Source organism: Anabaena sp. CS-542/02 (assembly GCF_028331085.1).
Lineage (GTDB): Bacteria > Cyanobacteriota > Cyanobacteriia > Cyanobacteriales > Nostocaceae > Anabaenopsis > Anabaenopsis arnoldii.
Map to the genome: position 1 here is coordinate 1 of NZ_JAQMTM010000171.1, position 21802 is coordinate 21802.

23 protein-coding genes are annotated in these 21802 nt (G+C 42.9%); 1 reads left to right on the top strand and 22 read right to left on the bottom strand.

Annotation, left to right across the window (positions count from 1 at the left end; all coding sequences use genetic code 11):
• Positions 1-385: 385 nt before the first annotated feature.
• The 17 genes from PN447_RS17540 to phnH form a co-directional block, all read right to left on the bottom strand.
• Positions 386-673, bottom strand: a complete 288-nt coding sequence (locus tag PN447_RS17540) for a hypothetical protein (protein ID WP_271764297.1) — start codon at positions 671-673, stop codon at positions 386-388.
• Between the two features lie 19 nt (positions 674-692).
• Positions 693-1076, bottom strand: a complete 384-nt coding sequence (locus PN447_RS17545; protein WP_334311114.1) for a spore maturation protein — start codon at positions 1074-1076, stop codon at positions 693-695.
• Positions 1077-1112: 36 nt separating this feature from the next.
• Positions 1113-2891, bottom strand: coding sequence for a group II intron reverse transcriptase/maturase (gene ltrA, locus PN447_RS17550; protein ID WP_271764299.1), 1779 nt, complete (start codon positions 2889-2891; stop codon positions 1113-1115).
• A gap of 530 nt (positions 2892-3421) precedes the next feature.
• Positions 3422-4390: a nucleoside recognition domain-containing protein gene (locus PN447_RS17555; protein WP_271733542.1), complete on the bottom strand. Its 969-nt coding sequence runs from the start codon at positions 4388-4390 to the stop codon at positions 3422-3424.
• Between the two features lie 15 nt (positions 4391-4405).
• Positions 4406-4633: a hypothetical protein gene (locus tag PN447_RS17560; protein ID WP_271764300.1), complete on the bottom strand. Its 228-nt coding sequence runs from the start codon at positions 4631-4633 to the stop codon at positions 4406-4408.
• Positions 4630-5262, bottom strand: a complete 633-nt coding sequence (locus PN447_RS17565) for a hypothetical protein (protein ID WP_271764301.1) — start codon at positions 5260-5262, stop codon at positions 4630-4632. Before PN447_RS17565 ends, PN447_RS17560 begins: the two co-directional genes overlap by 4 nt.
• A gap of 3 nt (positions 5263-5265) precedes the next feature.
• Positions 5266-6402 (bottom strand): phosphonate metabolism protein PhnM, encoded by a 1137-nt coding sequence (gene phnM, locus PN447_RS17570; protein WP_271764302.1) that lies wholly within the window; start codon positions 6400-6402, stop codon positions 5266-5268.
• A gap of 17 nt (positions 6403-6419) precedes the next feature.
• Positions 6420-7127, bottom strand: a complete 708-nt coding sequence (gene phnL / locus PN447_RS17575) for a phosphonate C-P lyase system protein PhnL (protein ID WP_271764303.1) — start codon at positions 7125-7127, stop codon at positions 6420-6422.
• 8 nt (positions 7128-7135) lie between these two features.
• Entirely contained in the window at positions 7136-7909 is a 774-nt protein-coding gene (gene phnK / locus PN447_RS17580; RefSeq protein WP_271764304.1) for a phosphonate C-P lyase system protein PhnK, read from the bottom strand.
• Positions 7906-8766, bottom strand: coding sequence for an alpha-D-ribose 1-methylphosphonate 5-phosphate C-P-lyase PhnJ (locus PN447_RS17585; protein ID WP_271764305.1), 861 nt, complete (start codon positions 8764-8766; stop codon positions 7906-7908). Before PN447_RS17585 ends, phnK begins: the two co-directional genes overlap by 4 nt.
• A 37-nt stretch (positions 8767-8803) precedes the next feature.
• On the bottom strand, positions 8804-9214 hold the full coding sequence (locus tag PN447_RS17590) for a fosfomycin resistance glutathione transferase (RefSeq protein ID WP_271764332.1): 411 nt from the start codon (positions 9212-9214) through the stop codon (positions 8804-8806).
• Between the two features lie 11 nt (positions 9215-9225).
• Positions 9226-10332, bottom strand: a complete 1107-nt coding sequence (locus PN447_RS17595) for a carbon-phosphorus lyase complex subunit PhnI (protein WP_271764307.1) — start codon at positions 10330-10332, stop codon at positions 9226-9228.
• 53 nt (positions 10333-10385) lie between these two features.
• Positions 10386-10859 carry a phosphonate C-P lyase system protein PhnG gene (phnG, locus tag PN447_RS17600; protein WP_271764308.1) on the bottom strand — a complete coding sequence of 158 codons (474 nt, stop codon included), beginning with the start codon at positions 10857-10859 and terminating at the stop codon, positions 10386-10388.
• Positions 10847-11386, bottom strand: a complete 540-nt coding sequence (locus tag PN447_RS17605) for a phosphonate degradation HD-domain oxygenase (RefSeq protein WP_271764309.1) — start codon at positions 11384-11386, stop codon at positions 10847-10849. The genes phnG and PN447_RS17605 overlap by 13 nt, the downstream gene beginning before the upstream one ends.
• Before the next feature lie 2 nt (positions 11387-11388).
• Positions 11389-12552, bottom strand: a complete 1164-nt coding sequence (locus PN447_RS17610; RefSeq protein ID WP_271764310.1) for an alpha-D-ribose 1-methylphosphonate 5-triphosphate diphosphatase — start codon at positions 12550-12552, stop codon at positions 11389-11391.
• A gap of 13 nt (positions 12553-12565) precedes the next feature.
• Positions 12566-13030, bottom strand: a complete 465-nt coding sequence (locus PN447_RS17615; RefSeq protein WP_271764311.1) for a GNAT family N-acetyltransferase — start codon at positions 13028-13030, stop codon at positions 12566-12568.
• A complete protein-coding gene (gene phnH / locus PN447_RS17620) occupies positions 13027-13671 on the bottom strand; it encodes a phosphonate C-P lyase system protein PhnH (protein ID WP_271764312.1) in 645 nt (214 codons plus the stop codon). The genes PN447_RS17615 and phnH overlap by 4 nt, the downstream gene beginning before the upstream one ends.
• A 111-nt stretch (positions 13672-13782) precedes the next feature.
• On the opposite strand from phnH, the gene phnF reads away from it, so the two are divergent.
• Positions 13783-14511 carry a phosphonate metabolism transcriptional regulator PhnF gene (phnF, locus tag PN447_RS17625; protein WP_271764313.1) on the top strand — a complete coding sequence of 243 codons (729 nt, stop codon included), beginning with the start codon at positions 13783-13785 and terminating at the stop codon, positions 14509-14511.
• Here the strand turns inward: phnF and phnE are convergent.
• From phnE to PN447_RS17650, 5 genes are all read right to left on the bottom strand, one after another.
• Positions 14508-15329 (bottom strand): phosphonate ABC transporter, permease protein PhnE, encoded by an 822-nt coding sequence (phnE, locus tag PN447_RS17630; protein WP_271764314.1) that lies wholly within the window; start codon positions 15327-15329, stop codon positions 14508-14510. The two genes, phnF and phnE, sit on opposite strands and share 4 nt — an antisense overlap.
• Before the next feature lie 34 nt (positions 15330-15363).
• Positions 15364-16365: a phosphonate ABC transporter substrate-binding protein gene (gene phnD, locus PN447_RS17635; protein WP_271764315.1), complete on the bottom strand. Its 1002-nt coding sequence runs from the start codon at positions 16363-16365 to the stop codon at positions 15364-15366.
• Between the two features lie 150 nt (positions 16366-16515).
• Positions 16516-17523, bottom strand: coding sequence for a phosphonate ABC transporter substrate-binding protein (phnD, locus tag PN447_RS17640; RefSeq protein WP_271764316.1), 1008 nt, complete (start codon positions 17521-17523; stop codon positions 16516-16518).
• Positions 17524-17575: 52 nt separating this feature from the next.
• A complete protein-coding gene (gene phnC, locus PN447_RS17645; protein ID WP_271764333.1) occupies positions 17576-18373 on the bottom strand; it encodes a phosphonate ABC transporter ATP-binding protein in 798 nt (265 codons plus the stop codon).
• A gap of 801 nt (positions 18374-19174) precedes the next feature.
• Positions 19175-21613, bottom strand: a complete 2439-nt coding sequence (locus PN447_RS17650) for a calcium-binding protein (protein ID WP_271764317.1) — start codon at positions 21611-21613, stop codon at positions 19175-19177.
• Positions 21614-21802 lie beyond the last annotated feature (189 nt).

Here is a 21802-nt window from a genome sequence, read left to right on the forward strand (position 1 = left end):
CCGGGGAATAAATTAAGCGTCTGATAGCGAAAGTCCACTTTTAGTGGACTAGTGGCTTACATATAGTACTCTAGGCAATGATTGTTAACCCTATTTATAAAGTTATATTTAACACCCAGTCGGATTTATCCGACTTTAGCTATCAGACAGGGGTTTCTAACCCCTGGCTCCCGGTGGTCATAGCTCTTAAACCCTGACCCGTCAACAGTCAACCGTCAACCGTGAACCGTCAACAGTTAACACCCAGTCGGATTTATCCGACTTTAGCTATCAGACAGGGGTTTCTAACCCCTGTCTCCCGGTGGTCATAGCTCTTAAACCCTGACCCGTCAACAGTCAACAGTCAACAGTCAACAGTCAACAGTCAACAGTCAACCGTCAACCGTCAACTAATTTCCTCTGGAGCAAACAATTCCATCAAAGCAACCGTACCCACAAAAAACGTATAAATCCCATATTTGATAGGCGTTTCTTGTTTTCTCCCCGCATAAAAACCCCCAATCACCGCCTCAATTAAATGGGCGGTAATGGCAAAACGTTCCAGCCAAAAAATAAAATTCAGGCTGCTGGGTGTAACTGTATAAATATTCCACAATTCCCAGCCAATGGCAGCGGAGATAAAAATTGTCGATATCACTTTGATGATCGTAACAACAGTTTTAAAGATATTCATTGGCTGAGAATACATCTACTTAAAACATTATGCGACAGACTGCCAAAGATGCCAACATTCCTGCTGCATCAGCACACAGCGCCGCCGGAAGTGTATAACTGGTGCGAACAATGCCAATACTACCAAAATACACTGCCATAACATAAAAGGTAGTTTCCGTGGAACCTTGCATAGTAGAAACCAGAAAGGACAGAAAACCATCCGGGTCATTTTTGACAATTTCCGACATCAACCCAAAGGAACCACTACCGGAAAGAGGGCGAATTAATGCCATGGGTAAAGCTTCAGGGGGAAGGGTGATGAGTGAGGTAAGGGGAGAAACTATGGCTGTGAGGATATCCAGAGCGCCACTAGCACGAAACATCCCAATAGCTACAAAAATCGCCACTAAAAACGGAATAATATTAAACTAAGCCGGTCAGTCACCCAACCGACTCGTCTACAAAACCGTACGTGAGACTTTCACCTCATACGGCTCCTCAGTGATATGGTTCTTGTCATGAATACCTGTAAGACTTCCATCTCTGGCTGTCTTCTTGTCGTGGCAATGTCTGTGCAATAGTTGTAGATTCTTATATTCATCTTTTCCACCTTTGGAGATGGGTGAGATGTGGTCTACTTCCATTACATCACCGTCCCTAAAGTAATGCCCACATTCTGGACATTTACCCTTTTGCCTTTTAAGTAAGGTCGCTACTCTTTTATTGACTTCGGGATGGTTTGTCATTCTTGAACTCCAGTACACCCAATTACCATCAAATGGTGAAGTATTGCCTTTAACCTTAACATGACGCACTATTGGAGTCTCTGGGTGTCTATACAGTTTGATGAATTTATCATCCATCTTAGCTGCAAATTCCCAGTTATTGTCCCCAATTGTATGCCAGTATTTCTTGGTTATCCATTTATCGGTTTTATTAGGGTGTCGGTGCTTTGCCCATCTGTAAAGCCGTCGGTAAACCTGATTAGAAATCTTAGAAAAAACCTCTTTGCTTACTACGGATGAGTAGTAATTACACCATCCCCTAATTATAGGGTTAAGCTTACTTATCAATCCCAGTTGTGGTGTTGGTAAGTTTCTTTTAATGGTGTCCGAAACCTTTTCGTAATGATTCTTAGCAGATTTCTTAGATGGGGTGATGATGGTTTTAAATCCTAGTATTTCCTTGTTTGTGTTCAATCCTGAGTTGTATTTACCAACCGGGTGTTGTCTCACATTAAAGCCAAGAAAATCAAATCCTGGTTTCTCTGATTGGTGTTCATACAAAGTATGAGCCAATCTGGTCTTACTAGGTTTTAATTCGAATCCCATTTCATTTAGCCATTTGACTAAGATTTCCCTGCATTGTTCAATTACTGTTAGGTTTTCATGTAAGATGACAAAATCATCTGCATATCTAATGATTGATATCGCCCAAGCCTTATCCCTTTTAGCGCCTTTACCTGGTAATTGTAAGGCATATTCTTTAAGAATTTCCTCCATACCGTGTAGGGCTACATTTGCCAGTAGAGGGGATATCACACCACCTTGGGGTGTGCCTTCTTCTGTGGAGAATAAGACTTTGCTATCAACCACACCTGCTTTTAACCATGCCTTTATTTGACGGCGTAGTTTAGGGTAGGTGTTCAGTTTCTTTAACAATGATTGATGGTTAATCCTGTCAAAACATTTAGCAATATCAGCATCCAGAACAAACTTAGGTTTGACATTTATGGACTTGAATATCGCTTCTATGGCATCATGACATGAACGCCCTGGTCTGAATCCATATGAATTAGGTTCAAACTTTGCTTCCCATTCTGGTTCTAATGCCAGTTTGACAAGCGCTTGTAATGCCCTATCATACATGGTAGGTATTCCTAATGGTCTTTTCTCATCCCTTCCAGGTTTGTCTATCCAGACTCTCCTGGTTGGTTTTGATTTAGACCCTAGTTTTAACCCCTTCACCAATTCTAGTCTCTCGCGGGGTGATAAAGCTTTTACTCCATCAACCCCTGCGGTTTTCTTTCCTTGATTATCTTGAGTTACCCTACGTGTCGCCAAAGCTTTGGCTGACCAGGATTTCATCAGCACCTTTTGGAGTCCACGAACGACCTTGACATCACCACGGGCTGAGGCTTGATAAATTCGTTTTTGGATTTTGTAAACGCGACGTTCTAGCTGTTTCCAGTTGATCGTGTTCCATTCTACCGTAGTCTTTACACTCGTTTTAGACATAATTCCTACTTGAGACTTTATCTTCCATATCACCGTGAATCTGTCAGCATATCTTAGGCATTACCCTAAGCGTTCGCTTTTGACTCAATCTTTCCCACTTGCAGCATCCGGTTAGCACCTACTTTTAGTTTCGACCTACTAAAAGAGCTAACAAGGGGTTACTTCGTTCCATGTGTCCATTCTGTGTACCTTTAGAGTGATGCTATACGCCGGGTTTATCGGAAGTGCATAACGGTCTCATTCGGATAGCCGTTTCCTTGTCCTTTACCTTTTGGTTCCAGCCTATCAGCCTGATTTGGCTGGTCAATTATAACGACGCTTCAAACACATCTTCGTTGACTACTCATGGGTACTTTGCTCGACGTGTACCAGGTTAGGCTCCCAGTAAGAACGCCTTTTCTCCCTGCTTTACGGATTGATGGCTAGTCGCTACCGTAAGGGAGATGCTGTCACCCTTGCACCTAGGGGGTAGGATTTTCACCTACATGAACACATAGTTATAAGAATCTGGTTTTCACCAGTCTTACCTCTCATCCCTGAGCATTAATACTCCCGATCGAGAGAACGAATCGCACCCGAATAGCAATTTCAAACCCTTCTTTTGCCCCTTCAGTGAGAACCTCGTAAACCTTGACACCACGGAAATAACCAAATAAAAGAAACAGGCAAATTAAAATAGGTATGAGCCAGTTAGAAAGGTTACTGAGAAAACCCATAGTAAATATATAAGGTAATCCCCGTACAGACAGGCGATAAAATACAACCGCCAAAAACGCTACAATTAGCCCACCGAAAACAATATTACCTATCAACCCCGGAGGAATTAATTCGGTTTTGGCAGTTTCATCTAATGTAGTTTCCCCCTGGTCCTCTGTAACTTCTAATGGAGATTCTACAGAAGTCAGCAGAGAGCGCCTGGCTAAAATTTTACTAGCAATAATAGCCACTGCTGTAGAAATAATAGTAGCAATAATGGACGGCAGCAGAATAGCGGCGGGATTGGTAGCCCCTGCACTAGCACGGACAGTAATTACACCCAGGGGTAACAGTGTCACCGAGGAAGTATTAATGGCTAAAAACAAACACATCGCAGGTGTAGCCGTTCCGGGACTAGGATTGAGTTTATTTAGTTCGGCCATGGCTTTTAAACCCATGGGGGTGGCGGCGTTACCTAGTCCCAGGGCATTAGCAGCCATATTCATCACCATTGCAGACATAGCGGGGTGGTTGGCGGGAATTTCGGGAAACAGTCGGCTCATGACCGGACGAATCAGACGGGCTATAAATCGCATCATTCCTGCGCTTTCGGCAACTTTCATAATTCCTAACCACAGGGCCATGGCTCCAATTAGTCCAATGGCTAGGGTGACTGCACTTTCAGCTGCGGTGAAGGAGGCTTCCGTTAAAGCAGCCATTTTGCCCTTATAAGCTGCTACTACTGTGGCGGAAACAATCAGAAACAGCCAAATGACATTGAGTGGGGATGATGATTTTTTCATCTATATAGACTTTTATTACATGAAACGGTTATTCTGGATATCATAGGCGATCGCACCAGCACTGCTGCAAGTAGATCCCTTACCTAGTTTAAAGGATGTGTTAACAGTTACTCTGGATGGATCAAGAACTTCAATCAGTGTTAATTTTTGTACTATAGCAATCCTAAATGATTCATGAACAATTTCTGTTCCCTGTTCCCTGTTCCGGTGTTCCCTTTCCTGACTGATAATTTCTGAAGTCAAATAGGATGACTATAGTCAGCGATATTTACAGAATATAAAGTAGCAGCGTGACTGCCATAATCGCCCATTTCATAAATAGTTATGCGCTCAAATTTGATTATATGTTGGGCGGCAAATAATTCTACTAGATATCGACCATTGTCTGGGTTAGTATTTGTACTTCTACCTAAAGTCAAATGGGGATGAAAAGCACTGCCAATATATCGGTATCCATATTGGAGATAATTGATTTTTTCTAATTCGCTATAGGCAGAAATATCCTTGTTTAAATCTGCATCTGTCACATAAATATGATGTTTAATACCTGCAAAGACAAAATTGTGTAAATCAACAAATATCTCATGTTGATTCAGAATCAAAAAGTACCATGCAGGTGATTTAAATTCTAGTTGAGTGACTTGAAAATCCTGCCCATATTTTTGCCGTAACCAGTAATCGCGCAGACTATAAATTAAATCAACCCAATTCAAAGAATTATGAAATCTTCCTTGTAAAAGTGTAAGATGCGGCAGATTTTGCTGACTTCCTAAAATAGGTTCAAGTGGGCAAATAGGGATGATTTTCTGCTGTAATTCTATGATTAAGGCGATAGTTTTAGGGCAGGGTACAAGAGCAATGCCAAATTTCATAGATTAACTAATACGACGACCCGCGCAAATAGTTGACATTAAACGTGGCACAATCCCATCATCATGTACAGTGATTAAATCAGCGCGTTTACCTATTTCTAAGCTGCCCCGATTGTCAAATAAATCAATAGCTTGGGCTGGATTACTGGTAAATAATCCCATAGCTTCATAAATAGGTTTACCAGTTTTGCGGGCGATGATAAACAAAGATTGCAACAAACTCTGAGGAACGTAATCAGAAGAAATCACATCTACTAAATCGGACAAAACCAATTCCATAGCCGAAACATTACCAGAGTGGGAACCACCCAAAACCAAATTAGGCGCACCCATTAAAACTTGTAACCCTGCCTTATGTGCTGCTTGTGCGGCTTCTACCGTGGTGGGAAACTCTGCTAAAACTACTCTAGCTTGTACTGCTTCCTGGACATGATCTACAGTAGCATCATCATGGCTGGCTAGGGAAATACCTTTGGTGTGGGCTAGTTTGACTAAAGCTTGACGGTTTTTGTGTGCATGAATTTTTTGTTGTTCCTGGCGCATGATGATAAAGTCTTCAATTTCTGTGGCTGTTACGCCATGTTTACCCATGTAATATTCTTTAAACTTATCTATCCTGACAAATTGTCGTTGACCAGGGGTATGATCCATGAGGGAAATCATCGACAATAAGGAATTATCGATGTATTGTTCGGTAATTTGATAAACCTTTTCATAAGCTATTTCACAGCGCAGGTGTATGCGATGTTCCACAGAGAACCGCCCTGCTGCTTGTCCCTGAGAAATAACATCAATCATCGGACCAAAGTTAGTTAAGCGGGGAGAAGCAGCATTGACATCGCCGATGGCGATCGCATCACATACAGTTGTGACTCCTGCACTTGCTAAATCCCGGTCGTGGTAAACCGCTGCAGCTTCCAAAGGCCAACGAATTCCGGGACGGGGGGACATACAGCGTTCTAGGTTGTCGGTATGTAGTTCAATTAATCCAGGGAGCAGGTAATCTCCCTGTCCATCCTCACCCAGGGTCATTACCCCTGGTTGAATATCGGCAATTTTTCCATCTCTCACTAGGAGAGTACCCAGAATTTCTTGGTCTGGAAGTTGTAGGCGATAGTTGGTGTATATTTGCTCATTCATTAAAGGTTAACTCCCGGTTACACAGTTGAGACAGCACAAACTCTGTTGCAAGTAGATTGCAGTTCTTCGTCGTGAAAAATGCCAATTAAAGCGCAGCCCATAGCCTTGCGTTCTTCCAGAAGTTCCATGACTATTTGGCGATTACTGGCATCTAAGGCTGAGGTCGGTTCATCCAGTAGTAAAATTGGAAAATTCACCGCCAAGGCGCGGGCTATATTGACTCGTTGCTTTTCTCCCCCGGAAAATGTCGTCGGGGAAAGATGCCACAAGCGTTCTGGTAGATGTAGCCGATAAAACAACTCTTGAACCTTAGCTAAAGCGACTTTTCGTTCTTCTCCTAAATCCAACAACAGTTCTGCAGCTACCTCCACCGCCGGGACTCTGGGAATAACTCGTAAGAACTGGCTAACATATCCAATAGTCCCTCGCCGCACCGCTAACAGTTCATGGGGTTGTAGTTGACACAAATCAACCCAATGTTTTTCATGGTTGACCCAAACTGAACCACTATCAGCACGATAGTTACCATATATACAACGAATTAATGTAGATTTACCGGAGCCTGATGCACCGGATAGGGCCACACATTCCCCAGAATTGACTGTGAGTGATACTTTTTGTAGGACTGGTAAACTGACTCCCCCTTGTTGATGGAGGGTAAAGCTTTTGCATAAATTTTCGACTTTGAGTAGGGGGTCGGTGGGTGGATGATGGATTTCTGACATGAGAGTGCTTATGGTGTGAGGGCGGCGCTGACTAACTGTTGTGTGTAGGGATGTTGGGGGTCGTCTAATACTTGGTCAGTTAAACCTGATTCCACTACTTTTCCTTGTTGCATGACTAATAAGCGATGTGCTAAGAGTCTGACTACGCCAATATCGTGTGTGACTAAAATTACACTTAAATTAAAGTTTCTCACCAGCGATCGCAATAAGTCTAATAACCGGGCTTGTACTGACACATCCAGCCCCCCTGTGGGTTCATCCATTAATATCAGTTGGGGTCGCGTCACTAACACCCGCGCCAGTTGTAACCTTTGCTGCATCCCCCCGGAGAAGGTACTTGGCAAATCATCCAAGCGGGATGGGTCAATCTCCACTTGTTCTAACCAGTGAGCCGCTTCTTCCCGAATCTTTCCATAATGACGGATGCCAATATCTAGTAATCGTTCACCAATATTCGCCCCCGCGCTTACCTGCATCCGTAAGCCATCACGGGGATTTTGCTGGACAAAGCCCCACTCAGTCCGCATTAACCAACGGCGCTGATGTTCGGGCATTTGAGTAATTTCTAAATGTTTACCCTGAATATTTCTGTAAATAACGCTACCTGTGTCGATGGCAGTCTGATGAGCGATCGCCCCCAGTAAAGTAGACTTACCTGAACCTGATTCCCCCACAATACCCAGAACCTGTCCCCGGTAAAGGTCAAAAGAAATGCGATCGCACCCCGGAATCAACCCATAGAATTTACTAACTTGTTGTACTTGTAATATAGGAACCGTCATACTAATTTATCCCCCTTCCCTTGTCGCTGATGACAATAATCTGTATCGGAGCAGATCCACATTCTGCCACCATGGTCATCAATTACTACTTCGTCTAGAAAACTTTCAGTAGAACCACATAACTCACAAACCTGCTCCCATCCCTCCACAGTAAAAGGATAATCTTCAAAGTCGAGGCTTTTAACCTTGGTGTAGGGTGGTATGGCATAAATGCGTTTTTCCCGACCCGCACCAAATAACTGCAATGCGGGGTTCATGTGCATTTTGGGATTATCAAACCGTGGTATGGGGCTAGAACTCATGAGGTAACGGTCATGTACCATCACCGGGTAGTCGTAGGATGTGGCAATATGCCCATGTTTAGTGATATCCTCATACAGCTTGACGTACATGGGTCCATACTCTTCTAAGGCGTGCATCTTCCGAGTTTCCACAGATGAGGGTTGGAGCCAACGCAAAGGTTCAGGAATGGGAACCTGATAAACTAGAATCTGTCCCTCCCGTAGTGGTGTTTCTGGTATACGGTGGCGTGTTTGAATTAGGGTAGCTTTAGCTGTGCTATCCGTAGTTTCTACACTACAAACTTTTTGGAAGAAACGGCGAATATTCACGGCGTTGGTGGTGTCGTCTGCGCCCTGGTCAATCACTTTGAGGACATCCCTTTGACCAATGACTGCTGCTGTAACTTGAATACCACCGGTTCCCCAGCCGTAGGACATGGGCATTTCTCTGGAGGAGAAGGGAATTTGATGTCCTGGTATAGATATTGCTTTCAGCAGAGCGCGACGAATTGAGCGTTTAGTTTGTTCATCGAGATAGGCAAAGTTAAAGCCTGTTTGATTGGTTGATGTAGGCATTTTTTAACGCAGAGGTTCCCAAAAGTTTTTTCAACAATTAAACAAAAAATTCCATGTTTTCATAAGGGGATTTCTTCGTGGCGGCGATTCTAGTTGACAGGTTCCCTATATGTAGTTCTAATTTGTGGTGGTCTGGGTCGAGAATATATATGGAATCTCCCTCACTGGTGTTTTGTTTCCATTGTTTGACACCTAGCTCAAGTAATTGACGGCTATATTCTTGAAAGTCATGTTCAGGAATACTAAAAGCAATATGTGTATATTCCCTCGCAGGACTGGTGCGGGTGTGGGAATCCCAAGATAGACACAGCCATAAATTACCTGCTATTAAATAAGCTCCTTGTTGCCATTTAGCGATCGCTTGACAACCTAAAACCTGAGTGTAGAAATTAAAAGATTCTTCCACATCAGCAACGGATAAAGTTATATGGTTAATTCCTGTAATCATCGTGGTTTTTCTCACTCCCCCTCTGGGTGAAGCTCATCACAGTTTAATTTTGGCTGTTGATTTTGTCGCATCTTGCGTACTAAATTTAACTCCGCTTGAAAGTCAATATAATGAGGTAGTTTTAGGTGTTGGACAAATCCCTGGGCTTCTACGTTATCTGAGTGGGACAGGACAAATTCGATATTTTGCGCCGGGTTTTCTACAGGTTCCCCTAATTCGGCGGCTCCCATGGCTCGGTCTACTAAGGCCATTGACATGGCTTTGCGTTCGTTGTAGCCAAAGGTGAGTCCGTAGCCACGGGTGAATTGGGCTGGTAGTTCTTTGTTACCTTTAAATTGGTTGACCATTTGTACTTCAGTAATTGTCATCTCAGCGATCGCTATTTCAAACCCCAACTCCTCCGGACAAATGACTACCTCAACTTCTCCCATGCGAATCTCTCCCGCAAATGGATGATTTTTACCGTAGCCTCGTTGAGTGGAGTATGCTAAAGAGAGTAAAAAGCCTTCGTCAGCACGGGCTAAGTTTTGTAGTCTAGCGTCTCTACTAGCGGGAAAAGTTAAAGGTTGACGAGTAAGGTCAAAGGGTGGTGGTGATTCTACTTCCCTAGGTTCTGGCTGTATTAATCCTTCTTGGTCTAATGTATCAATCACTGGGGGGAAGGGTTCCTTTGTCGCTTCCGCTGTAGGTGCGGGAGTAACTTCACCCTCGGCAATGAGTTTAAAATCTAGGAGGCGGTGAATGTAGTCAAAGGTGGGTCCTAGGTTTTGTCCTCCCGGAATATCTTTAAATATAGAAGAAATTCGCCTTTGAATTTGCATCTCACCGGTGTTGAGGGGCTGACTGTAATAGAACCGTGGTAGCGTTGTCCGATAGGCGCGCAGTAAAAAGATTGCTTCGACTAAATCCCCCCAAGATTGTTTAATCGCTAAAGCTGCTAATTCCCGGTCATACAAATTACCTTCGCACATGACCCGCTCTACTGCTAGGGTTAATTGTTGTTCAATCTGCTCTAGGGTGAGTTCGGGAATTACCGGATTCCCCCGGCGCTTATTTTGCAGTAATTTCTCGGCATTTTCAATTGCTTGTTGACCACCCTTGACGGCAACGTATGGCATATTTTTACTCTTTTTTTTAAGTCTTTTTTTTACTCTTTTTTATCCTTTTGACCCTACCCTTCACCCCTGACCATAGTAAAAAAGTTAACCTTCGTAGCAGCGGTTTGGCGTTGTTGAAGGTCTTGTTTTTGAGCTAATGCTGTTTGCAGTGGTTGAATCACTTCTGCTTGAATTTGCTCATACCATTGGGGAGTTTGTAGTAAAGCATCGCACAACGCAGCTAATTCCGCGTGACGGTGCGATCGCCCACCTACATAACCAAATCCAGTGATGTCCGTCTGAGTTCCTAAACCTTCTAGCAGCACCACACAGCGAGTTATAGTCATGTCCCCCAGGTTAAATGGTTTTCCTGTACCCCCAGCGCGTCCTTGAACCATAACTAAACCAATTTCTGGGGAACGTAAAAAACTATAACTAGGTAACTTTTCTAAGTTGATTAATTTTTCTAATTCTGTTAAATCAGCTTTGGCGAGTGTGGCCATCCAAGTTTGTCTTTCCTTGACGGTAGCTGTATTCAAGTTTTGCATTGAATCTTAATAAAGTAATTTAAATCGGGTGTGGACAGATGGGAAATTTTGGCTTTGTCGTCATAAATCCTTAACTGCACTGCATCTTGGGCGTAGGGACGCTGAATAAATTCCTCTGCTTCTTGAGGAGAAAATCTCCCCCCTTGTAGTTCTAAACTGCGTTGCGATGGGATGGAAAGACTATACCAATATTCAGCATCAACTGCGCAAAGATACCGTTTAGCTAAGACGTGTAGCCTAATTGGCTCTGTGACCGCTGGGCTAAATATTCGCCGCAGAAAAGGAATGGCGCGATATTCATGTTGGTCGTCTATACCTATGGCTGTCGGATCATCTCCTAAGTCATGAATTAAATGTCCTAAATCATGGAGTAAGCAAGCGGTAATTAATTCATCGCTCTCACCCGATGCTGACGCCAGGGTGGCACATTGTAACGCGTGTTCCAACTGGGTTACCCCTTCTCCACCATACAACTGTGACCCTTTTTGATTGAATAAATCTACAATACTGCTGATGGTTGGTTCCATAGTCATTTCCTTTGATATCGAGCGACTTCTTTTCCGAGGATATAAACAGATGAAATGCTAGAGGGTAAAGGATTGTCAGGAGATATCAGCAGGAAATCTGCATCTAAACCCGGAGCAATTTTACCTTTGCGATCGCCAATTCTTGCAGCTGTAGCTGGTCTTTCGGAAACTAATTTCCATGCTTCCTCAAAAGACATTAACCCCAACTCTTGTAATTTAAAGGGGGCATAAAACAAGGAAGGATAGTGATAATCTGAGCACAGACAATCGAGAACATTATGTTCAACTGCTTGAGCTACACTCATTAAACCCAGGTGGGAGCCTCCACGCACTAAGTTAGGCGCACCCATGAGGACTGCTGCACCATATGCTTGAGATTTCGCAGCTAAGTCTACATCAGCGGGAAATTCGGCGATCGCTACTCGGCGTTGTTGACTGAGTGCTACTTTTTCTGGGCTATCATCATCATGGGAAGCTAGGGGAATACTGTAAGTGTGTGCTAATTCCACTAGTTTATCTAGTTGTGCGTCCCCTTCTTCTCGCCGTTCTCTGACTTGGCTAATTAATCCGGCGATTTCTTCTATGGACATAGATGATCTTTGTTTCACACTGTTGAGATATCGCTGTAATCTCTTTTCGTTTCCTGGCGGTGGTAGGTGGTCGTTGATGGATAAAATATCCACTTGACCTGATTCTAGCCAGTCACACAATTCTTGATGTTCTGCGGTATTGGCTTGTTCATGTCTGATATGAATGCGATGATTGCAATTTAAAACTTGTTTTCCTGTTCTTTGAATAAAATTAATTAAATTACGAGCAGATTCTCGACTACGTAAACCTGGTTCGTAGGAGTCGGTGATAGAGCAGTAAAAAGTCGTAATACCCGATGCTAAAAGATTCCGGTCATTATCTACCATCCCTATGGATAGAGGAAAGTTAACCCCAGGACGGGGACAAATCATTCTTTCAAAAGCATCACCGTGTAAATCTATAATTCCAGGTAGCATCTGGAGTCCTTGACCATTGACCAGATCAAACCCAGGTGGAGTTATTGATTGATTAATCTTGGTAAATTGTCCATCTTCAATTAAAACCGTCGCATCTTTTAACCATCCTTGGGGAGTGAGGGCATTTACTCCTTGGATAGCAACTTTTGTTGTGGTCACTGACTTACCTTACTCAAAAATTTATTGTGTTGTGGGGTTGGACTACGCATTTAAAGCTCCAGCCATGCTGCTCAAATCCCAGTGATTGATAGAATTGATGGGCGCGATCGCGTTTTAAATTAGATGAGAGGGTCACCTTATAACACCCAGCTTCCGCACTCAGTTGTATTGCTGCTTTCACCATTTGGCTACCAATTCCCCGTCCTCGCATAGAGGAAATTACTGTCACTGCATCCAGGACAGCAAACTTGTGGTAACCCCGGTGCATCATCGTGGGGATATATATTAAGCTAAAGGTTCCTACTGGTTGCTGATTTAAACGGGCGACATAGATATAGTAGTTAGGAGTTTGGGTAATTTGTGTGAAAATTTCCTCGGCGCGATGGCTCTCTAAAGGTAACTCTCCATCCATATCAGCATACAACTGATTTAATACCAGCCAGTCGTCACGGTCAGCCAGGCAAATTTCCAGACTCATAATACAACTTCCGCTCTCACGGTGCGTGGTAATCCCATGACTAAATCTTCTGTGAATAAAAATACATCCACTCCTTGGGGATAGGCTCCGTGGTTCTCCCTCCAGAAGTCCCAAAAATGTTGAGGAACCAAAGGAGCGATTACCTGTTCTCCTAAAATTCCCGGCCCTGTCAAGATTACAGGTTGTCCCATGTCAAAACTTTCCACCTGTATTAACAAAGTTGTAGACGTTTCCGGTTGTTCTCCTGTCCCCATGTTAAAAATAGATAGCTCTGGTAAACCTGCCAAATCTTCAATTAAAGCAAAGTCCCCATGGTCTGGGTATTCCGTTAAGCAACACCCGGTGTGGAACAATAGCCAATTTTTCACGGAAGTTGTAAAACTTGGCTGTAGCCATAGTGCAACGTCCAAATCTAGCAAGGTCAAGCAAGCCGCCCCACAAGCAGGGGTCAATCCCGGTGGCGATGGCGTGGCGTTGGTCGGTGAGCGAAGTCGCACCATAGCCCTAGGTACACTCATCACAGCAGTGATTTTCTCAGGTCTCCCAGGTCGTGCATTAGCACTGAGCAACGCCCTAAATGTCTGTTGCGCGTCATGAATGGAGTCGGAAAAGCCCGGTAAATCAGTTACTATATTTGACATTCAGTGATTTTTACTTTTAAACTATTCTTACCTTGTCTATACATCTAGACATTAATAGATTAACCCAGTTTTGACAACTTGACAATCTGAAATTGATACATAAAAGAAATAATGCCGATTTATATCCAAATTGCCGATATGCTGCGAGAAAATATTCATCAAGGAGTTTATGAAATTGGGGAGCAACTACCCACAGAAACCAAGTTAGCAGAACAGTTTGGGGTGAATCGTCATACCCTCCGACAAGCGATCGCCCTGCTGAAAAACGAGGGATGGTTACGAGTTGACCGGGGAAAGGGGACTTTTGTCGCCACCAAAACCATCCGCTATGCTATTGGTAAGCGTGTACGTTACAATCAAACCCTGAAAGCTCAAGGCTGGCAAGCTAGGTTTCAATTGTTACGTGTTTTAGAAGTACCCGCTGACCATGCCATTGCTAAAGGATTAGAAATTGCCTATGGTGAGCCAGTAGCGTTAATTGAACGTTTAGGTTTAGCAGATGAGGAACCCATCAGCGTCGGTACTGGATATTTTCCCTTAAAGCGGTTCCCAGACTTGTTAAATCCAGAAAACATTGAGATATTACAAGCACAGCAATCAATATCTCAGTTTTTACAGCAAGTATATAGATGTGACCATATCCGCCGCAGTACCTGTGTTTCGGCTCGTTTAGTCCAGCCTCAAGATGCAAAATGGTTACAGTTACCCCGAAATCAACCGATTTTGTTGGCGGAGTCGGTGAATGTCGATGATACTGGTAACATAATTGAGTATGGTGTAACTCGGCTGCGGGGCGATCGCATGGAGTTATTTTTTGAGAATGACTTAGACATCAGCTAAACCAGCAACCTTCTTACCCTAGCGGACAACAAATCAATAACACTAGTAGCAAACACCAAAATAATTAAAATTGCACAGACCTTCTGGTATTGAAAACTACCAAAACTTTGATATAGTGAAACACCAATACCACCAGCGCCCACAATTCCCAACACCGAAGCAGAACGGATATTAGACTCAAATCTATAGAGAGTAAAAGAAGTCCACAAAGGCATAACCTGGGGAATCACTCCAAATACAACCTCCTGAATGTAACTCGCCCCAGTAGCTCTAATTCCTTCCACCGGACCGGGTTCAATTGATTCTACGGCTTCTGAGAACAATTTACCTAAAGCCCCTGTTGTATTGACAAATAAAGCCAACACACCAGCAAAGGGCCCCAAACCCACAGCGACAACAAATATTAACGCAAAGACTATTTCATTAATAGCGCGCATAGCATCCAATAATCGCCGCGTAGGTTGTACAATCCATCCGGGACACATATTATTAGATGCCAAGATAGACAGGGGAACAGATGTTAAAGCAGCCATTAAAGTCCCCCAAATCCCCATAGATATAGTAATTACCGTCTCTGACAAATAATACTTCCAGTCTTCAAAGTCCGGCGGAAAATACCCCCCAACATATTCCACAATGTTGTCGCCCCGTTGTAAAAGTACAGGGAAGTTTAACTCACTTTGATAATAACCAAAAATCAATGCACCACCGATGATTAGCAGAAACAAAACTCTTTTAGTAGTCAAAAATTTTGCTTCTTGTTCTAACATCCTGAGTACAGTGGGAGATGCATTAGTAACTATCTGATTGCGTGACATAATTTTTTATTAATCAAAGGTAATTTTATTGATTTTATTGATTTTCTGGCAATTGCTTTTGTAGTTCTGCTATTTTTTGCTGTTTTTCTGACTCACTCATGTTTTCTTTAGCTTGAATTTCTTGGATTTTTTTAGCAAGCTCTAATTCTCTAATTGTGTCCCATTCTTTATCTTCAGCTTTGACAAAACCAGCAATTTCAAATGGTGTTAAAACTTCAGCATCTTTGTAGTTATAGAAGAAATTTTGTAATTTCTGTTTGATATCTGCTGGTAAATCGCTACGATAAACAATTGGGTCACCGGGAATTAAAGGTGATTGCCAAATAATCTCAATCTTTTCTCTAGCGCTGGGATTGGTTCTTTCTAAACGACTCAAAGCTTCATTGCTGACCGCAGCGACATCTACCTGGTTGTTAGCTACCGCCATGGCGCAAGCTTCATGACTACCAGCAAAAATCAAACGTTTAAAAGCTTTTTTCGGGTCTACATTATTTTGCGTAAAGATATAGTAACTGGGGACTAAAAACCCAGATGTCGAATTAGGATCATTAAAAGCAAAGGTCAACTTAGCCGCCTTTTCAATCACATATTTATCGCCACCAACTGCTTTTGCTGCTTGTGTGATGGGATTATTTTTATTAGCGATTAAATGAGAATAATACCCCTTAGTACCATCTGCACTTACAACTTGAGCAAAAGCTTCTGCATCGGCAACTTTTGCCGCCTCAATATAAGTTTTACCACCCATCCAAGCCGCCTGAACTTTACCAAAGCGCATGGCTTCTACAACTGCCGCATACTGTGTGACATAGAAGGGTTTAATGGGAATCCCAACTTCTTTAGACATAGCAGCAGCAAACGGTTCCCATATAGGTTTTTGATTAGATTGGGATTCTGTAGATAGAACACCAAAGTTAATTTCTGTGATGGTTGCACTACTATTCTCAGGAGTAGAACTACAGGCTGAAAGTCCCTTGACAGTTGCCAAAGTGATAATAAATAAAGCAGCCCGTTGAATGAATAATTTTCTGTTCATCAGTTATTGTTTGTTGGATCAAGAAATTGAGGATTATACACAATGATTGTGATAGCGTAGCGGTTGTTTACATACACTAAGTAGTGTCTGTTGACAGCTAACAGTCAACAGCCCATGAATTTGACAAATAATTATGGCTATTAACTACCTTTAATTACTTTGCAGTGCTCGTAGTTGGTTGTTCAAATCATTCAACTTTTTCTTATCGGCACTACTCAAATTAGGTTTAGATTCTAAGTCTAAAACTTGTTTAGCAATATCTAATTCCCGGATAGGATTCCATGTTTTATCATTGGCTGGAACTAAAGCTGACCACTGTAAAGGTTCTAGGATTTTCTTGTCTTTAAAATTGTAGAAGAAATTCCGTAATTTATTCTTAACATCCTGTGGTAAGTCTCTCCGATAAGCAATCGGGTCACTAGGTATAATGGGTGAAGTCCAAATAATTTCAATTTTTTGGCGTGCTGAGGGATTGGTTTTTTCTAATCTCTCTAAAGATTCATTATTATTGGTAGCTACATCTATCTGGTTATTGGCTATTGCTAAGGCTGTCGCTTCGTGACTACCAGAGAAAATTAACCGTTTGAAAATTTTCTTGGGGTCAACTTTATTTTTAGCAAATACATAGTAACTCGGTACTAAAAATCCGGAAGTAGAGTTAGGATCATTGAAAGCAAAAGTCAATTTAGCAGCATTTTGCAGAACATACTTATCGCCGCCTTGTCTTTTAGCTGCTGCTGTGATGGGGTTACTTTTGTTGGCAATTAAATGAGAGTAGTAACCTTTACTACCATCAGTAGCTATAGTTTGAGCAAAGGCTTCTGCGTTGGCAATTCTAGCAGCTTCAATATAGGATTTACCACCATACCAAGCTATATGTACTTGACCAAAACGCATGGCTTCAATGACCCCTGCATACTGAGTAGCATAGAAGGCTTTAACGGGAATACCTATAGACTTGGATAAAGCGGCAATAAAAGGTTCCCAAAGAGGTTTTTGATTGGATTGAGATTCTGTAGATATGACCCCAAAATTGAGTTCTTTAAGTTGTGCTTGGGCCGGTTTAATCCAGTTGTTGTTAAGAGTAGATATTATTTGAGTGCCTACTAAAGATGCACCAAATAAAGCGGAATTTTCAATAAATGATCTGCGTTTCATAGTTTATTCCTCGGTGAATTAAACATTTAGTATTTGTGGTTATTTATGAGGATTATATGAGTAGTTCTCCATGTCCTCGCATCACCAGTTCTTCTGCTGCTGCACCATAAATTGCATTCAGCTTCTGATCATCAAGTTCTACAGTTGCACCGTCAAACATCACTTCTCCATCTTTGAGAGCGATAACTCTTTCAAAGTAACTCCGCACCATTTGAATTTGATGTAAAGAAGCGACTATACTAATTCCTCTGTGGCGATTTAACTGTACCAACAACTCCATGACTTTGCGCGCTGACTCAGGATCTAGGGAAGCAACGGGTTCGTCAGCCAGAATGATTTTCGCTCCCTGTACTAAACAACGAGCGATCGCTACTCGTTGCTGTTGTCCTCCAGAAAGCATAGATGCACGTTTATAAGCGTGTTCAATAATCCCTACTTGCTCTAGTGCCGCCAAAGCGCTAATTTTTTCTTCTTTACTAAATAAATGTAACGTTGAGCGTAGGGGGGATAATCTTGCTAAGTTACCAACTAAAACATTTTCGATAACTGTGAGCCGATTAACTAAATTAAACTGTTGGAATACACAGCCTATTTGACTACGTAACACCCTAATTTTAGAGTGTAATTTACCCTGAATTTGTAAAGTATTGCCAAAAACATCAACTTGGCCTGCATCTCCAATTTGCAGTCCATTAATGTGGCGTAGGAGTGTAGATTTACCCGATCCAGACGCACCAATTAGTGCGACCATTTCTCCTGCATTAATTTGGCAGGATACGTGTTTGATTGCTGTCTTACCTTTAAAAATCTTGGCGAGATTACTAATTGTGATAGTCACTGTAGTTGTTATTTTTTCAACACCAAATTTCCCATGAGAATAACGCAAATTAGTTAAGGAATAGTTAAGTAAAGGATAATTTTCAATTTAAATTTTGCTGCCAAATTAGCCCGTGTTATTTTTAACAAGAGACTTCCGTTATCAGCTGCTAGTACTGTGGCGCAAACAATCAGAAACAGCCAAATGACATTAAGTGGCGATGATTTTTGCATCTGGTGCTCGAAAATCTATGCTTGTGGAGAAACAGTAAGACTCGTTGGTACTTGTACCAAAAAGCGTGTTTCTAAGAGGATGTTTGTCAAGTCATGATTAGTCTATCGAATATTATTTGACCCCTCCCTCTCCTTGCAAGGGTAGGTTTTTAATATGATCTGTGAAGGCAAGACTAGGAAGACAAGGAAGGAAAGTGGACAAGGAAGATTTTATACGGGCAATGATCTTTTAAGGGGCTATTTTTCTTACTAAAAATACAGACTTTGTACTGTTTTTCTCCCTTGTCACCTTGTCCACCTTTTCCACCAAGTCTTGTCCTTGTAAGGGGAGGGGACTGGATTTGATTGTTTTTTGTGTGTTCCCCAATCCTTCCCAATCCCCATCCCCTGTTCCGGTGTTCCGGTGTTCCCTAAGATAAAAATTACCTGTTGAAAACTTATCAAACAACCTCTAAGAAGCAAGAATCTCCCGCTCGGGGGAGTGTCAATAAATAATTCTCTGCATACTCAAGCATAGGATTGGGAATTGTGAAGACTCACGTTAATTACAACGGGAATTTAAACCAAATAGAGGCGGTCAAACCGCCCCATCTCAATCTTTTTAAACCAATGGTGGTAGGAATGGGCTAGACAGTCCCACGGCTGCTCGGCGCACAGAGGTTGTATCGCCGGCGTCTAATCTTCCGTCGCCTGTAGCGTCTCCTATAATCAGAGGATCAGTCACGGGGAAGGCTCTAAACCCTGTATCCAGTCCCACATTGACACGAGAAATTAAGGACGCATCCACAGCAAGATACTCTTGAGTTTTGGTGGTGTCTCCTACTAATGCTACCAGTTGTACCGCACTGTCTCCTACTAAGCCTGCACCGGGAAGTATTTGCAGTACACCTTTAGCACCGTAGGTTGCAGTTCCTGGAACCCGAGCATCCAAGGTGATTAAGTCGGTACTAGCATTGAGGGCAGATCCACTGAGAGTAAACTCAGCTCGTCCTGTTAAAGGATCGATGGTGGGGTTAGAGGTGAAATTCCAACCGGATGCGACTACATTTGCTCCTCTAACAACTAGCAGGTCTGGGTCATATTGCAAGGTAAAGCTAATGTTGTCTACACCACCGGGATTGGTGATGCGGATGGGTAGGGGAGCGAATTGACCCCCACCAGCAGGTCTGTTTACCTCTTGACCAGGGGCACGGCTAAAGTCAGGTAAGGTGAGGACTGGTACTGTGGGGCTATTGACGGTAAATTCCCGAACAAAGTTACCACCTGAGAAACCATCTTCATTACCATCGAGTAAGCGTCCATTCGTGGTAACGAAACCATCTCTACGGCTCTCCAGGGTCAGGGTGTAATTACCGGGTGCTAGAATGTCACCTGTTTTAACAAAGGTGAGGGTGTTGGCATTGCCTTGGTCCCAAATGAGTGAACCATTGATGATATTTCCGGCACTATCGGTGAGGATCAGGTCTGGTAAATCAGTAACCGGGGCGAGTGGATTGGCTAGGTCTAATCCTCTGTACAGGTTAAGGACACTGAGATTAAGGTCATCATTGAATGTCAAGACAAAGCCACTGGGGTTCTGCTCAAAACTCGTGACTTGGAAGGTTTCCCTAATCACAAGATTAATGGGTTCTAAAAGACTTTCTGTCTGAGAAAAGACATCACGACCTGCTACTAATGCAGTCGGTTGAATACCTTGGAGTAAAGCCAGGGGGAGTTCTGTGTCCGATAATAAGGCAATAACAATAGTGTCTGCATTTTCCTCAATTAGCTTGACGGCTGTGAGGGCGGGTAGACCAGCAACTACTAAGCGATCGCCCCCTGGTTTAAAATCCGTAATAATAGTAAGTTGGGAAGGAATGGAGCTATTGGCGAGGTAAAAGGTATTGGCACCGCTGCCCCCGGTGAGAATACCACCGTTAGCGGCAAATAATTGATCATTTCCTGCACCACCAAACAGTTCATCGGTGGCGGCTCCGGCGATTAAGATATCATTGCCAACTCCACCAAACAGTTGATTATTCCCAGTACCGCTAGAAGCATCTAGAATATTGTTTCCTTCCTCGCCGTACAGACGGTTGAACCCACCACCGTCTGAGACTATCAACCTGTCGTTACCGGCTCCCCCATAGAGTTGATTGTGGCTACCTTCGACAACAATCAGAAGATCATTACCAGGGCCACCATATAATATATTCCGGCCAAGACTGCCGGCGGCTAATAAGTTATCATCCCCATCACCGCCGTAGAGAGTATGGTTATTACCACCGATGAGGGTGTCATTACCTGGACCTCCATATAAAATGACCTGTCCTGATAGGTTAGGGGTAGCATCAAGAATGTCATTACCTTCTAGTCCAAATACCTGAGCATTGCCTGTACTGGGAGCAAAAAGTTCATCATCACCGTCAGTATCAAATATGCGGGTAAACCCTGATTGGTTGACTAGGGGTTGTGTAGTTGGTAAGCTGATACTTTGTCTATCGATTTGAGTCGCGGTTAATACTTCTCCCCCTTGAGCAAAGATAAAAATATCTGCTACGGCAATATCTACAGACCAAGTACCGTCTTCCCTGACAATGGTTGTACTGTTTCCGGTCAAGGTTAGTCCGCTGGTAAAGCCTAAAATCAATGTGGCTCCGGGTTTACCTGTACCGGTAACGGTCAAACTGGTAGCTGTAGCTGCTGCATCAATAATGGCTGTGTCGGTGATGACGTCAATAACAGGGTCATCTATGAATATTGCATCTACTGTGAATGTCCGAAAAGTTTGTAAGGAAGTATTATCAAGGATCTGAAAGGCGGTAACCCTCTCCATCCCTTGACCAAAGGCTTTGACATCCCCAGCCACAACTGGGACTGACCATTGACCATTTTGATTTACTACTGTTGTGTTACCACCTGCTAATTCTCGGCCACTATCAAAGGTCAGGCGTACTGTTGCTCCGGGCTGACCGCCGCCGGTGATATTAAAGCCAGTTTGAGCTTCTGCTGAACTGACAATGTTGTTATCAGTAATGGAGTTAATGAAAAGAATGCTCATTTTAAAGATGTCCTGTTTTGAGTTGAATTAACAACTGGCTGATAACACCAGGTCAAAGAAACTACTTTAGTTAATGGGAAATCCCGGACTTCTATAGGTAGACACGTTCCGTCGGAACGTTTGTACTCACATGAGAATTTTGTGGTGAGAAGTCCGAGACTCACCTAACCCCCTCAAGGTGGGGGGAAT

Coding starts and splice junctions, on each gene's coding strand:
- phnL (WP_271764303.1), bottom strand. CDS start 7,127: ATGTCAGAAATCCATCATCCACCCACCGACCCCCTACTCAAAGTCGAA.
- PN447_RS17615 (WP_271764311.1), bottom strand. CDS start 13,030: ATGAGTCTGGAAATTTGCCTGGCTGACCGTGACGACTGGCTGGTATTA.
- phnF (WP_271764313.1), top strand. CDS start 13,783: ATGCCGATTTATATCCAAATTGCCGATATGCTGCGAGAAAATATTCAT.
- phnD (WP_271764315.1), bottom strand. CDS start 16,365: ATGAACAGAAAATTATTCATTCAACGGGCTGCTTTATTTATTATCACT.
- PN447_RS17650 (WP_271764317.1), bottom strand. CDS start 21,613: ATGAGCATTCTTTTCATTAACTCCATTACTGATAACAACATTGTCAGT.
- PN447_RS17555 (WP_271733542.1), bottom strand. CDS start 4,390: ATGAAAAAATCATCATCCCCACTCAATGTCATTTGGCTGTTTCTGATT.
- PN447_RS17595 (WP_271764307.1), bottom strand. CDS start 10,332: ATGCCATACGTTGCCGTCAAGGGTGGTCAACAAGCAATTGAAAATGCC.
- PN447_RS17605 (WP_271764309.1), bottom strand. CDS start 11,386: ATGGAACCAACCATCAGCAGTATTGTAGATTTATTCAATCAAAAAGGG.
- ltrA (WP_271764299.1), bottom strand. CDS start 2,891: ATGTCTAAAACGAGTGTAAAGACTACGGTAGAATGGAACACGATCAAC.
- phnE (WP_271764314.1), bottom strand. CDS start 15,329: ATGTCACGCAATCAGATAGTTACTAATGCATCTCCCACTGTACTCAGG.
- PN447_RS17585 (WP_271764305.1), bottom strand. CDS start 8,766: ATGCCTACATCAACCAATCAAACAGGCTTTAACTTTGCCTATCTCGAT.
- phnM (WP_271764302.1), bottom strand. CDS start 6,402: ATGAATGAGCAAATATACACCAACTATCGCCTACAACTTCCAGACCAA.
- PN447_RS17565 (WP_271764301.1), bottom strand. CDS start 5,262: ATGAAATTTGGCATTGCTCTTGTACCCTGCCCTAAAACTATCGCCTTA.
- PN447_RS17590 (WP_271764332.1), bottom strand. CDS start 9,214: ATGATTACAGGAATTAACCATATAACTTTATCCGTTGCTGATGTGGAA.
- PN447_RS17540 (WP_271764297.1), bottom strand. CDS start 673: ATGAATATCTTTAAAACTGTTGTTACGATCATCAAAGTGATATCGACA.
- phnG (WP_271764308.1), bottom strand. CDS start 10,859: ATGCAAAACTTGAATACAGCTACCGTCAAGGAAAGACAAACTTGGATG.
- phnH (WP_271764312.1), bottom strand. CDS start 13,671: ATGTCAAATATAGTAACTGATTTACCGGGCTTTTCCGACTCCATTCAT.
- phnK (WP_271764304.1), bottom strand. CDS start 7,909: ATGACGGTTCCTATATTACAAGTACAACAAGTTAGTAAATTCTATGGG.
- phnD (WP_271764316.1), bottom strand. CDS start 17,523: ATGAAACGCAGATCATTTATTGAAAATTCCGCTTTATTTGGTGCATCT.